8 protein-coding genes and 3 pseudogenes are annotated in these 13,857 nt (G+C 56.2%); 6 read left to right on the forward strand and 5 right to left on the reverse strand.

All coding sequences use genetic code 11. The features are described from left to right. Nucleotides 1–2 precede the first annotated feature (2 nt). From NOM06_RS03660 to NOM06_RS03680, 5 genes and pseudogenes are all read left to right on the forward strand, one after another. Nucleotides 3–413, forward strand: a complete 411-nt coding sequence (locus tag NOM06_RS03660; RefSeq protein ID WP_120414126.1) for a MerR family DNA-binding transcriptional regulator — start codon at nt 3–5, stop codon at nt 411–413. A gap of 36 nt (nt 414–449) precedes the next feature. Next, nucleotides 450–1,211 carry an ABC transporter substrate-binding protein gene (locus NOM06_RS03665; RefSeq protein WP_255909948.1) on the forward strand — a complete coding sequence of 254 codons (762 nt, stop codon included), beginning with the start codon at nt 450–452 and terminating at the stop codon, nt 1,209–1,211. A 52-nt stretch (nt 1,212–1,263) separates the two neighbouring features. After that, nucleotides 1,264–4,266, forward strand: coding sequence for a DUF748 domain-containing protein (locus tag NOM06_RS03670; protein WP_255909949.1), 3,003 nt, complete (start codon nt 1,264–1,266; stop codon nt 4,264–4,266). 223 nt (nt 4,267–4,489) lie between these two features. Then, the gene (locus NOM06_RS03675; RefSeq protein ID WP_021230311.1) at nt 4,490–5,086 is read left to right on the forward strand and encodes a GPR1/FUN34/YaaH family transporter; all 597 of its coding nucleotides are present in this window, start codon (nt 4,490–4,492) and stop codon (nt 5,084–5,086) included. Nucleotides 5,087–5,238: 152 nt separating this feature from the next. Continuing rightward, nucleotides 5,239–6,458: pseudogene (locus NOM06_RS03680) on the forward strand (IS3 family transposase). A 49-nt stretch (nt 6,459–6,507) separates the two neighbouring features. On the opposite strand, the pseudogene NOM06_RS03685 reads toward NOM06_RS03680, so the two are convergent. Both NOM06_RS03685 and NOM06_RS03690 read right to left on the reverse strand, forming a co-directional pair. Then, nucleotides 6,508–6,983: pseudogene (locus tag NOM06_RS03685) on the reverse strand (leucine zipper domain-containing protein); the annotation flags it as partial. Nucleotides 6,984–7,101: 118 nt separating this feature from the next. Beyond that, nucleotides 7,102–7,289, reverse strand: a pseudogene (locus NOM06_RS03690) (IS3 family transposase); the annotation flags it as partial. 68 nt (nt 7,290–7,357) lie between these two features. Here NOM06_RS03690 and NOM06_RS03695 point away from each other — a divergent pair. Beyond that, complete coding sequence (locus NOM06_RS03695; RefSeq protein WP_005352569.1) at nt 7,358–7,792, forward strand: YcgN family cysteine cluster protein; 435 nt, start codon at nt 7,358–7,360, stop codon at nt 7,790–7,792. Nucleotides 7,793–8,361: 569 nt separating this feature from the next. Here the strand turns inward: NOM06_RS03695 and pflB are convergent. The 3 genes from pflB to ycaO all read right to left on the reverse strand — a co-directional run bounded on the left by pflB (nt 8,362) and on the right by ycaO (nt 13,681). Continuing rightward, nucleotides 8,362–10,644: a formate C-acetyltransferase gene (pflB, locus tag NOM06_RS03700; RefSeq protein ID WP_005352571.1), complete on the reverse strand. Its 2,283-nt coding sequence runs from the start codon at nt 10,642–10,644 to the stop codon at nt 8,362–8,364. 46 nt (nt 10,645–10,690) lie between these two features. After that, a complete protein-coding gene (gene focA / locus NOM06_RS03705; RefSeq protein ID WP_041210327.1) occupies nt 10,691–11,539 on the reverse strand; it encodes a formate transporter FocA in 849 nt (282 codons plus the stop codon). Between the two features lie 381 nt (nt 11,540–11,920). After that, nucleotides 11,921–13,681, reverse strand: a complete 1,761-nt coding sequence (gene ycaO, locus NOM06_RS03710; RefSeq protein WP_043824548.1) for a 30S ribosomal protein S12 methylthiotransferase accessory factor YcaO — start codon at nt 13,679–13,681, stop codon at nt 11,921–11,923. Nucleotides 13,682–13,857: the final 176 nt, after the last annotated feature.

Here is a 13,857-nt window from a genome sequence, read left to right on the forward strand (position 1 = left end):
CCATGTCCCGTTCCCTGCCCGGCAAGGAGATCACCTACAGCATTTCGGAGCTGGCCCACGAGTTCGATGTCACGCCGCGCACCATTCGCTACTACGAGGACGAGGGGCTGCTCACCCCGCTGCGGGAGGGGCAAACCCGCATCTACAGCCATCGGGACAAGATCCGGCTCAAGTTGACCCTGCGCGGCAAACGGCTGGGGTTTAGCCTGGCCGAGATCCGCGAGCTGTTCGATATGTACGACACCGACAAATCGAGCAAAAACCAGCTCAACTCCATGATCAGCCTGATCGAAAGCAAGCGCAGTGCCCTGCACCAGCAACTGGAGGATATCCAGATGGTGATGGCCGAACTGGAAGCCGCCGAACAGCGCTGTGTTAATTCCCTTAACAGCTTGAAAACTGGCGCAGATTGACCGAATCTGGGAGCAAGCTATTGCCCTGGGGATCCCATGAGATATTGGTGCTGGTTTTTGCTCTTGTTCAGCCTCTCTGGCTGGAGCCATCCCCTCATCAAGGTTGGCGGATACCCCTATGCCCCCTTCGTGGTCAAACTCCCCGATTCCCGCTATGAAGGGCTGACGCTGGATCTTATCGACCAGCTCAATACCGTGCAGAAAGAGGTGACCTTCGTCTTTGTCCCCACCTCGGCCGCCAACCGTTACAAGGCGCTCGATCTGGGCCGTTTCTCGCTGATGCTGTTTGAAGACACCAAGTGGGGCTGGGACACCGATAAATTCAAGATGACAGCCCCCTTCCTCGGTGGTGGCGAGGTCTATGTGGCCCTGAACAAAGCGGGCCGGGATCAGCGCTTTTTCGATGACCCCTCTCGGCATCATCTTATCGGGGTGATCGGCTACCACTACGGCGTCGGCCAGTTCAATGCCGATCCTCTCTACCTGCAGCGCAAGCTCAATATCACCCTGGTCAAAGACAACGTCAGCGCCCTGCAAGCGCTACTCAAAGGGCGCGGCGAGGTAGCCATTCTCAACGTTTCCTACCTTAACCAGTATCTGCTGGCCCATCCCGACACAGCCGACCAACTGCTGGTCTCGCAAAAATGGGATCAACAGTATCAGCACCGCGCCATCCTTCACCCTGAGGCCCTGATTACCCCTGCCCAGCTGGAACAGTGGCTGGCAGCGCTGCAACAAAAGGGTGAACTGGATCGCCTTTGGACAAAGTACGGCGTACAACAGCACGCAACCCCATGATTACTATCCAGCTTTTCTGTACCATGGCGGGAACCAAATGGGAGTGCACCAAATGAACACCACCGAGCCCGCGTCCCCCAAGCTCCGCTTGCTGCGCTACCTTGCCTACGCTTTCCTGCTGTTTCTTATCCTGATCACTCTGCTGCTGTGGCAAACCCCCCGTCTGGTCCAGCGCTATCTGCCCGGCTGGCTGGCCGAGCACTATGGCCTGCAACTGACGCTGGGAGAGATTGACGTAGGGCTGCGCAACCCTTCTCTCACCCTCGGCGCGACTGCCCTGCTTGATGCCAAGCAGCAGCCTATCATCCGTTTTGAGCAGCTCTTTATCACCCCCGACCTGCAAGCCAGCTGGCAGCAGAAAGGGGTCGTGCTTTCTACCGTCACCCTGACCAAACCCGTGGTGCTGCTGCAACGGCTGACAGACAAAAAAGGAGATGTTCGACTCAATCTGACCGATGCGCTGGCGACCCTGCTCACTCCTGCCCCCTCCCCCGAGCCCGAACCAGCCAGTGCACCGCTGCTGATCGACATTGCCAGCGTCAATGTCACTGACGGGCATGTGCGCTATCAGGATCAGCGCAAGGAGAGCGAACCCGGCTGGTTGCCGCCCCTCAATCTGGAAAAAGTGACCCTCAAGCTCGATAACCTGCGCACCGAGGCAAATCACCCGACCGCCTATCAGCTGAGCGCCGCCATCAACGGCAAAAGCAGCCTCGCCGCTCACGGCCAGCTCGATGTGACGAGCGGCATGGGTCAGGGCAAAGCGAGCCTCAAGCAGGTCGAGCTGAAACCCTTCGCCCCGCTCTGGGCACCCTATCTCAAACTGGATCTGGCCAAGGGCCACGCCAATGCAGAGGTGGAGTACCAGCTTAAAGAGGGCAAGCAAGGGGGGCTGTGGCAATTGTCCAAAGGCAAGCTGACGCTGGACAACTGGCAGCTTAAAAAACACAAGGGCGACGAATTTGCACGCTTCGGCCAGCTGGCCCTGAGCGATTTGGCTGTCGATGGCCAGAAACAGTCACTCCAGATCGGCAAGGTAACCCTGCAACAGCCCCTGCTCAAGGCCACCCTCAACCCACAGCAGGAGCTGGATCTGGCTGACTTGCTGATTGAACAGGCTCCCGCCAAGCCCGTCAAAGAAACCAACACCGCAAACGAGGTGGCCAACAATGCGGCGCCCAAGTCGGCACAACAAGCAAAGACAGACGGTAACGGCAAGAAACATACGCCAGACAAACCCTGGCAGTGGCAGATCAAGCAGATCCTTATCGACAAGGGCGATCTCACCCTCACCGAATCGAGCAGCGGCAAACCGCAGGCACGCCAGCTCTCCGGCCTCAAGCTGGCGCTGGGGCCAATGGGCAGCAAGGGGGAGAAACCGAGCAAACTGACTCTGGCCACCCAGTTCAACCAGAGCAGCCCCCTCGCCTTTGATGGCCAACTGACCCTGACTCCTTTCACCTTAAGCGGCGACATCAACCAGCAGGGGCTGCCCCTCACGCTGGCACAACCCTATCTGGCCGATCTGGTGCGCATCAAGGTGCAAAGCGGGCTGCTGAGCAGCAAGACCCGGCTCGATCTCGCCACCACCGCCCAGGGAGATCTCAGCAAGCTGACCCTGCAAGGGGGGCTCGATATCAACGGGCTCAAGGTGGTCGATCGGGCAGACAATCAGCGGCTGCTGGAGTTCAACACCCTGGCTCTCACCGGTCTGACGTACGACGGCATCAGCCAGCAGATGCGGATCAAGGACATTGCTCTGAACAAGCCCTTCGCCCGCATCGAGATCAACGAAGATGGCACCACCAACCTGCAACAGCTGCTGTTGCCGCAACCGGCGGCAACCAAAAGTACTGAAACAAAAGCAGGCAGCAAGACTCCTGACTTTCGTTTCACCATTGACCAGCTGCGCACCGAGCAGGGCAACCTCCGCTTTGCTGATCGCAGTCTGAGTCAGGATTTTGTGGCCGATATCGCCTCGCTGGGCGGCCAGAGTCGCCATATCAGCAATATTCCGGGGCAACGCTCCGATCTCGCCTTCAACGGCAAGGTGGATCGCTATGCGCCGGTGACCATTCGCGGCGGTACCAACCTGCTGGTGGCCAACCCGGTCCTCGACATCGCGGTCGCTTTCCACAATCTGGAGCTCACCACCTTTACCCCCTATTCGGGCACCTATGCCGGTTATGCCATCGACAAGGGGCAGCTCTCCATGAAGCTGCACTACAAGCTGGAGGGCAATCGGCTGGAGGGGGATAACGACATCACCATCAAGAAGCTGCAACTGGGCGAGAAGATCAAGAGCGATCAGGCCAAGGATCTGCCGCTGGGGCTGGCCATCGCCCTGCTAAGCGATGCCAACGGGGTGATACAGATGAACCTCAAGGTGAAGGGGGATCTCGATCAACCGGACTTCAGCATCGGCAATATTTTCTGGGATGTGCTGGGCAACACTCTGAGCAAGGCGATCACCTCCCCCTTCTCCCTGCTCGCCTCGCTGGCCGATGGCACCGAAGATCTCGACGAACTTCCCTTCCTGCCGGGGGATCCCGATCTCACCCCCACCCAGCAGGAGAAACTGGTCAAGCTGGCGCAGGCCCTCAAGGATAGACCCAAGCTCAGCATGAACATTCGCGGCAAGGTCAACTTCAACGAGGAGCGCCCCATCCTGCAACGGCAAAAGCTGGAGCGGGTACTGGCCAAGCTCACCGGCAATCAGGCGGATCTCGGCCTGCTGGAACAGGACCCCGCCCTGCAAGAGGCGCTGGCCCAAGCCTATGAAGAGCGCTTTGGCGAAGATCTGGATGATCTGGCCGATCGCCTCCATCTGGATGAAGAGAGCGCGGCACTGCGGGCCCAGGCGGTGATCCTGCTCCGGGATCAGCAGCTCATCACCGCCAAATCCCTGCGCAATCTTGCCATGCGCCGGGCGCAAAATACCAAGGAGTTTCTGGTCGACAGCCAGGGGATCGCCCCGGAGCGGCTGTTCGTGCTCGACAGCCAGGTCAAGGAAGAGGACAAGGAAGCCAAAGTGATCCTGACACTGGATCAGTAAGGCCGCCGCACTGCGCAAATGCGTAATAAAAATACAACCCCTCAACTATTTTGACACCTTTTGCTCACCAAACAGCCTGTCTTGGTGAGCATTTGGCCTCTGATGCAAATAATCACGTAGTTTTTTTACGATTTATCCCCCTTGCCCCCTTGCGGGCGCGCCACAGCCTGCCTAAAATCGCGCGTCTTTTGTTAACCCCACCTCTATTTTTGGAGAACGCCACGTGAGCGAAAAATTGGCCAACCCTGCCCCTCTGGGTCTGATGGGTTTCGGTATGACCACCATCCTGCTGAACATCCATAACGCAGGTTTCTTCCCCATCAGCGCCATGATCCTGGCCATGGGCCTGTGCTACGGCGGCATCGCCCAGATCATCGCTGGCATCATGGAGTACAAGCGTGGCAACACCTTCGGTGTGACCGCGTTCACCTCCTACGGCCTGTTCTGGCTGAGCTTGGTTGTCCTGCTCGTCATGCCGACCATGGGTCTGGCCGAAGCGACTCCGCACGCCTACATGGGTTGGTATCTGCTGATGTGGGGCATGTTCACCCTGTTCATGCTGGTTGGCACCATCAACTACCCGCGCGCCAAGCAGTTCGTGTTCGCCTCCCTGACCGTGCTGTTCTTCCTGCTGGCCGCCCGTGACTTCACCGGCAGCACCCTGATCGGCACCATCGCCGGTTTCGAAGGCATCATCTGTGGAGCCAGCGCCATCTACCTGGCCATGGCCACCGTGATCAACGAGCAGTTCGGCCGCACCGTGATGCCGATCGGCGATCACAAGAAAGCCGCCGCAGTACAGCTGAAAGCCGCTGCCTGATAGGCAACCCATTCAGATTGTAAAAAAGCACCCTCGGGTGCCTAATGCCAGTCAGTTAAGCCTGACTGGCATTGTTTTTATTGGCTTTTTTTACACTGCTGTCCCATCCTGAATATGGTTTACACCTTTCCCCCCAATAAATGGAGAACCCAATGGGACAAGGTGTGAAACGGACACAGCGCGATTACTCGCTGACTTTTAAACTGGCACTGGTCTAGCAGATTGAAAAAGGCGAGCTCACCTACAAACAGGCTCAGGTGCGTTATGGCATTCAGGGCCGCTCCACCGTTCTGGTATGGTTGCGTAAACATGGTCGGCAAGATTGGAGCCAGGGGGCTTCTGTGCGTGCCGGCAGGAGCATCACCATGCCTGACCCCGACAACCAGACGCCCGAACAGCGCATCAAGGAACTCGAGCAGCAGTTGGTGCTGATGAGTCAGAAGGCCCAGTTCTTTGAGGCCGTCGTCGATGTACTGAAGAATGACTACGGCGTCTCCATCGTAAAAAAGCGACCCGGCAAGTCCTCTCGCTGCGGCAAGTCGAGAGGCTGACCATTGTCAGGGCTTGCCTGTTTCTGGGGATAAGTCGGCAGGCTTACTACAAGCGCAATCGGGTCGCCGACGAGCGCCATGCACAAGGGCTACAGGTGGTGCGCTTCGTGCGTCAGGTTCGACTGCGACAACCTCGGGTGGGCACTCGCAAGCTGCATTATCTGCTGCAGGGTCAGGATGATGACGGGCTCAAGGTAGGGCGGGACAGGCTGTTTCGGATATTGGCCGAGCACCGCCTGCTGGTGCAGCCCAGACGGGCGTACCACAAGACCACCCACAGTTTTCACCGTTTCTACCGTCATCCCAACTTGCTCAAGGCGGGGCCAGAGCAGGTCACACCGGTGGCCCCGGAGCAGGTCTGGGTCGCTGATATCACCTATCTGCCAGCCAGGAGCGGGCCGCTGTACCTGAGCCTGGTGACGGATGCGTACTCACGCAAGATAGTGGGCCATCACGTACACGAAGGAATGCATGCCGAATCGGTGGCGATGGCGTTCAAGAAAGCACTGAAGCAACGGTGTGGCAGCGGTGAACTCATCCATCACTCGGACCGCGGCGTGCAGTATTGCTCGGGGCTGTATCAGTCATTACATGAACGGTACGGGGTGAAATGCTCGATGACGGATGGGTATGACTGTTACCAGAATGCGTTGGCGGAGCGGGTGAACGGGATTTTGAAAGGAGAGTTATTGTTGCAAAGCCCGCAGGATTTGATGCAAGCGCGGGAAATGGAGCGTGAAGCAGTGGATATTTACAACGTGGAGCGGCTGCATCATGCGTTGAAATACAGAACCCCCGATGCGGTACATAGGGGGTTCTGAGTAGAGAAATGCTAGTTGAAAATGTGTAAACCTATTTCAGGACTAGACACCCCGGAGAGTCCTGGCAGCGGTCACCAGTCGCCCGATGGAAACGCCCCAACCTTCTGATGTCCAGATGCAGCAAGTCTTCCGGTTTCTCATGTTCATAGCGTTGTACTGAAGGGGCAGGATCCAGATTGGCCAGTCGAGTCAGTCCCATTCTTTGCAGGATACGAGCGACTGAACTGTGCCCTATGCCCAGAGATTGGCTGATGTGCCGATAGATCTGTCGCTGTTTGTGCAGTTCGATACACCTCTGTTGGCCCAGGTCATCAATGGCATGGGGGTGGAATGCGGGTCGAGAAGAGCGATTGTACAAGCCATAGGGCCCCTCTTGGCGATATCGAGTGAGCCACTTGTAAGCGGTGCCGGTTCTGACGCCGGCAGCATGAGCGGCTTCTTCAAAGCGCAGACCCTGTGAAGGATACGCTGGACAAGAAGTTGTCGACCAAAGACGCTTAATCGGGCATTTTTATGGTTGCTCACTGGGACTCATCGGATGATTGGTTTGGTTGGAGCCTCCAATTCTCCGGGAATGCCCCGAGTGAACAGCCTACAGAGAGAGCACACCTATCGGGGGCCATACTGAATCGCCCCAAGTTTTCTAGACACACGATTGTTGAACATTGAACTGCTTTCAAACTCAGCCGGCGACAGTCCATCATCGGAACCATGAAACCTGATTAGGTTGTAATACATCTCGATATAATCAAATACGTTGCAGCAAGCTTCCCCCCTTGTCGCATAAATATTCTTTTTGATCAGCTCCCACTGGAGCCATTGAAAAAGCGCCCCTTGAAATACTGGGTAACAAGGGGTATAACCACGCGTTTTATCAGGTGTAATAAGTGAGCGGTATGATGCAAGCCCCCTTTTGGCAGACCAAGAGTCTGCAGCAGATGACTGAATCCGAATGGGAATCCCTCTGCGATGGTTGCGGAAAATGCTGCCTCAACAAGCTGATCGATGAAGATACCGACGAACTGGTTTTCACCAATGTCGCCTGCAATTTGCTTAACACCAAGACCTGTCAGTGCTCTGATTACGCCAATCGTTTCAAAAAAGAGCCTGACTGTCTGCAGATCACCCATGACAAGATCGCCGAATATGACTGGCTCCCCTCAACCTGCGCATATCGCCTGCTGTCTGAAGGTGACGCTCTTCCAGAGTGGCATCCTCTGCTGACCGGCAGTCGTTCCGCGATGCATCAGGCTGGTCAATCCGTCCGTGGCAAAGTCATTCACGAGGATCAGGCGGGTGAATGGATCGATCACATCATCACCTGGGCCAGCTGACACGCTCAACCTGCTATTCTCCAGAGGCAAGGGCTGCACAATGTGCAGCCCTTGTTGTTTCTGCAAGCAGGGTTTGTAGCTTCACACATATCTGGCTGGCTAAACCAGACCCCCTCCCAACTGCACATTGAGAGAGGCAGAGGCAGAGGCAGAGGCAGAGGCAGAGGCAGAGGCAGAGGCAGAGGCAGAGGCAGAGGCAGAGGCAGAGGCAGAGGCAGAGAATGATTCCATAGTCACAGGCTTATGGGTATTGCTTGATACCCGCGATGGCGCCTCTGTTCACCCCTTAAACCTGATCAGCTGTTCCACGAGCCATAGCAACACTGATGCAATGGCAGGCAAAGCAACCGCCTATCCCCTTAGAGCGCGAATAAAGCATAATCGCATTACAGACGGGGCCCAGGTCAATCCTGGTGAGCCCCTCCCCTTAATCCTCTTCGAATACCCAGTAACAACTGTTGTGGTTGCGATGGAACTGGGGGCGATTCACAGGTGATGATTACTCCCCCTGAATCGCACACATAAAAAAACCGGCGCCTTGGCGCCGGTTTTTGCTCACTATGTCTCGATTACAGAGAAGCAGTGAAGGTACGGGTGATGACGTCTTGCTGTTGCTCTTTGGTCAAAGAGTTGAAGCGAACGGCATAACCGGATACGCGGATGGTCAACTGCGGATATTTCTCCGGGTTTTCCATGGCGTCCAGCAGCATTTCACGGTTCATCACGTTAACGTTCAGGTGCTGACCACCCTCTACGTTGGATTCGTGGTGGAAGTAACCGTCCATCAGGCCAGCCAGGTTGGCTTTCTGGGCTTCCATATCTTTACCCAGTGCGTTCGGAACGATGGAGAAGGTATAGGAGATACCATCTTTAGCGTAAGCGAACGGCAGCTTGGCTACGGAAGTCAGGGAAGCAACAGCACCTTTCTGGTCACGACCGTGCATCGGGTTTGCACCCGGACCGAACGGAGCACCAGCACGACGGCCATCCGGGGTGTTACCGGTCTTCTTACCATATACCACGTTGGAGGTGATGGTCAGAACAGACTGGGTAGCAACAGCACCACGGTAGGTGTTCAGCTTCTGAATCTTCTTCATGAAGCGCTCAACCAGGTCACAGGCGATATCATCGACGCGAGCGTCGTTGTTACCGAACTGCGGGTATTCGCCTTCGATTTCGAAGTCGATGGCAACGCCATCTTCGTCACGAATCGGCTTGACCTTGGCGTACTTGATGGCAGACAGGGAGTCAGCGGCTACGGACAGACCAGCGATACCACACGCCATGGTGCGATATACGTCACGGTCGTGCAGCGCCATCAGAGAGGCTTCGTAGCTGTACTTGTCGTGCATGTAGTGGATGATGTTCAGCGCAGCAACGTATTGCTTGGCCAGCCAATCCATGAAGTGGTCCAGACGATCCATTACGTCGTTGTAGTCGAGGTACTCGGACTTGACCATCTCGGTTTTCGGACCGACCTGGATCTTGAGCTTCTCGTCCATACCACCGTTGATTGCATACAGCATGGTCTTGGCCAGGTTGGCACGAGCACCGAAGAACTGCATCTGCTTACCAACGATCATTGGGGATACACAGCAAGCGATGGCGTAGTCATCGTTGTTGAAATCCGGACGCATCAGATCGTCGTTCTCGTACTGAACGGAAGAGGTCTCGATGGATACCTTGGCACAGTACTTCTTGAAACCGACCGGCAGCTTCTCAGACCACAGGATGGTCAGGTTCGGCTCAGGGGACGGGCCCATGGTGTACAGGGTGTTCAGCATACGGAAGCTGTTCTTGGTGACCAGAGTACGGCCATCAACGCCCATACCAGCCAGGGTCTCGGTCGCCCACATCGGGTCGCCGGAGAACAGTGAATCGTATTCCGGAGTACGCAGGAAGCGAACCATACGCAGCTTCATGACCATGTGGTCCATCAGCTCCTGGGCTTCTTGCTCGGTGATCAGGCCTTTTTGCAGGTCACGCTCGATGTAGATGTCCAGGAAGCTGGAGGTACGACCGAAGGACATGGCTGCACCGTTCTGGGACTTGACTGCCGCCAGGTAGGCGAAGTAGGTCCACTGTACGGCTTCTTTAGCGTTCTTGGCCGGTACGGAGATATCGCAACCGTACTTGGCAGCCATCACCTTCATCTGTGCCAGGGCACGGTGCTGCTCGGAGATCTCTTCGCGCAGACGGATGGTGGCTTCCAGGTTGACGCCGTTTTCCAGGTCAGCTTGCAGGGACTTGAACTGGGCCAGTTTGTCGGCCATCAGGAAGTCAACACCGTACAGGGCAACACGACGGTAGTCACCGATGATACGGCCACGGCCGTAGGCATCCGGCAGACCGGTGATAACACCAGACTTACGGCAGTTCAGGATGTCTTTGGTGTAAACGTCAAACACGCCCTGGTTGTGAGTCTTGCGGTATTCGGTGAAGATCTTCTCGACCATCGGGTCCAGTTGACGACCGTACACTTCGCAAGAAGTTTTAACCATCTTGATACCGCCGTTGGCGATGATGGCGCGCTTCAGCGGCTTGTCAGTCTGCAGACCAACGATCTGCTCCAGGCTCTGATCGATATAACCGGCATCGTGTGCGGTAATGGTGGAGGGCAGGTCAGTATCAAAATCAACCGGCGCATGAGTGCGGTTCTCGATTTTGATCCCTTCCATGACCTTGTCCCACAGCTTGGTGGTCGCTTCGGTCGCGCCAGCCAGGAAGGACTCGTCACCTTCATACGGGGTGTAGTTCTTCTGGATGAAGTCACGGGTGTTGACAGAGGTCTGCCATTCACCGGCCGCGAAGCCTTCCCATGCTTTTTGGAACTGTTCGTTAAGTTCTGCCATTTTTCATTACCTCACACGGTATTGATGTAGTATCCCGCAATCATCCTTAATGATGACGACGGAAGATAAACCAGTAAGTCAGACCAACCATCACGCCACCACCGATGATATTGCCGATGGTCACGGGGATGAGGTTGTGTAGGACGAAGTTGGATACGGTCAGGTCAGCAAAGGTTGCCGGATCCTGGCCGATGGCCTGCCAAAACTCCGGGCCAGCCACGCTATGGATAGCGATGCCAACCGGAATCATAAACATGTTTGCGATGCTGTGCTCGAAACCTGAGGCAACGAACATGGCAACCGGCAGCAGCATAACCACTACCTTGTCAGTCGCGCTGCGTGCACCAAATGCCATCCATGCAGCCAGACATACCATCAGGTTACAGAGGATACCGAGCGCCACCGCTTCGAAGAAGGTGTGGTGAATTTTGTGCTGAGCCACTTTGAGTGCGTTAAGACCCCACTGACCGTCTGCTGCCGTGTACTCGGCAGAAACGATGATCAGCGCCACCATCAGCAGACCGCCAATCAGGTTGCCGAAGTAGACCAGACCCCAATTCTTGAGCAGCTGAGCCCAGCTGATGCGATTGGCAGCCTTGGCCACCAGTGTCAGGGTGGTGGAGGTGAACAGCTCGGCACCGAGCAGCACACAGAGAATAAGTCCGAGAGAGAAGCAGAGACCGCCAACCAGCTTGGCCATACCCCAAGGCATGGAACCGGTTCCGGTCGTCACTGTGATGTAGAAGATAAATGCGATGGCGATGAAAGCGCCTGCGGTAATGGCCAGTGGAATGACCTTGTATGCCGGCTTGGTAGCCTTGGCATAGGTGATGTCTTCAGCCAGTGCAGCGATGGCTTCGGGCTTGAGACAATCGAATGGAGATTCAGCTTTCAATTATTTTCTACCTGAATGTTTTGCCTGTTGAAATCATAACAAAGGGCCAAATAGCCAAAATTGACATTGATCAAGTTTATCAGAGTGCGAATGTAATTTTACTACAAATATTTTAGTGCGATGGCTACGCCACTTTACACCAGGTATCAGCTGAAACAGAAATATCACATTTTTAATGCAATGATTTTAAAGAATTTATTTTCGATCATGGAAATATGGTATTGGCAAGATATCTTTGCAGATCGACAGCACATCCCCTGCCCTGCCATCAACCCCCTTAGGGGTATTTTTTGTTTTTTATTTCATCTTTGAATAACTATCCCGTGCCTTGCCGCACGATAAACAGAAGGGGCCACACGGCCCCTTCCTTTACAGCAACAATCACGCCCAGTGATGGGCTCGCTTGGCCTTCTGCAGCTTCTCGTAGGCCGCCAGCAGCTTCTGGTGCAGTGGGAACTGGGAGAGCGACAGATCGGCCGCCTCCAGCCCGTGGAAGCGTGCTTCGCCAGTGGCGTTGGCCCATGCCTGTGCCAGCGTCTCTTCACCATACATGCGAGTGAAGACGGCGCGATACTGCTCCGGATCCCGCTCCTCGTCGAGGAACAACTCGACGCAGGCACGCAGGGCGCGGTAGTAGCTGGCACGCTCGGCAGTAAACACCGACTGGTTGAACTCCATGGTCCAGTCGATGAGATCCAGTGCGGTCTCCAGCTCACCGGCGGCCAGCGCCAGCATGGCTTTCAGCTCGCCAACGCGCAGGGTGTGCAGCGCGGTACCCTTGGCAGCGGCGATGCCCAGCAGCTCGCGTACACGGGTACGCTCGTCGTGCCCCTCTTCATCCAGTTGATCAAAAAACGCCATGTACTGCTCGGCATCCCAATCAAGTGATGGCAGTGCCAGGATCACTTCGCGCAGGTTGGCGCCCATATTGTTGTTGGCCAGCAACAGATCTTCGGCCGGATAGATGTCGGACATGCCGGGCACCAGAATGCGGCAGGCGTAGACACCCAGATGCTCGTAGTCGGCGATATAGACCGGCTGCTCCAGCTCATGGAAGATGCCGATCAGGTGATCGAACTCCTCCTGCGAGGTGCCACGGAAGTCCCAGTCGGCAAACTCGAAGTCCGCATCCTGCTTGAACAGATCCCAGCTGATAAGGCCCGAGGAGTCGATGAAGTGGGTCTCGAGGTTGTGGTGATCCGCCACCTGCTCGTTGTCGAATGACGGCGGCACAAACACGTCGAGATCCTTGAGACCACGGCCCTGCAGCAACTCGGTGACGGTCCGCTCGAAGGCCACTTCGAAGCGCGGGTGGGCACCGAAGGAGGCAAAGCAGGTGCCGTTGCTCGGGTTGAGCAGCACCACACAGATGACCGGATAACGGCCACCCAGTGAAGCATCGAAGCTGTAAATGGGGAAGCCTTCCGCTTCCAGCGCCGCGATGGAGGCGGCAATCCCCGGATAACGGGCAATCACCTCGTCCGGGATCAACGGCAGACTAATGGCCTCGGCGATGATCTTGTTCTTCACGTGGCGCTCGAACACTTCGGAGAGCGCCTGGGTGCGCGCTTCGGTCTTGGTGTTGCCAGCGCTCATGCCGTTGGAGACATAGAGGTTGCCGATGATGTTCATCGGGATGTAGACGGTCTCGTGATCGGACTGGCGCTCGAACGGCAGCGCGACGATACCGCGCTCTTCGTTGTTTGACTGCAGATCCACCAGCATGTCGGCGGTCACTTCACCGTCCGGGTTGTAAAACTTGCGGGTGAAGCTGTCGAGCAGACCGGCCGGGAACTGGTCACCCTCGATGGGGAACCACTTTTCGTTCGGGTAGTGAACGAAATCGCCGTTGGCGACCTGCTCTCCCAGATAGAAGTCGGCGAAGAAGTAGTTGGTGGAGAGACGCTCAAAATATTCGCCAAGGGCAGACGCGAGGGCCGCCTTCTTGCTGGCACCCTTGCCGTTGGTGAAGCAGAGGGCGCACTCTTTGTCGCGAATATGCACCGACCAGACGTTCGGCACGGGGTTGAGCCAGGAGGCCTCTTCAATATCAAAGCCCAAGGCTTGCAGCTTGGTCTGGAAGCGTTCGATGGAGTCTTCCAGCGCCGCGTCCTTGCCGGGAATAAAAGTGTGGTCAGTCATCACGATATCCTGATTTTTATTGGCTCATGTTCGGCCGCAGATAATAGCAGGGGTCGGCAGCTTTGGCAGGACAAAAATCAGCAAACAGGGATGAGTCGCACGGTGAGAAACCGGCTTGCCCCCTCTCCCCCGCCAAAAACAGCGCGGGCCCGGGGATTGCCCGGGCCCGCTGGTTA

This window comes from Aeromonas sp. JL9, from assembly GCF_024436075.1.
Lineage (GTDB): Bacteria > Pseudomonadota > Gammaproteobacteria > Enterobacterales > Aeromonadaceae > Aeromonas > Aeromonas veronii.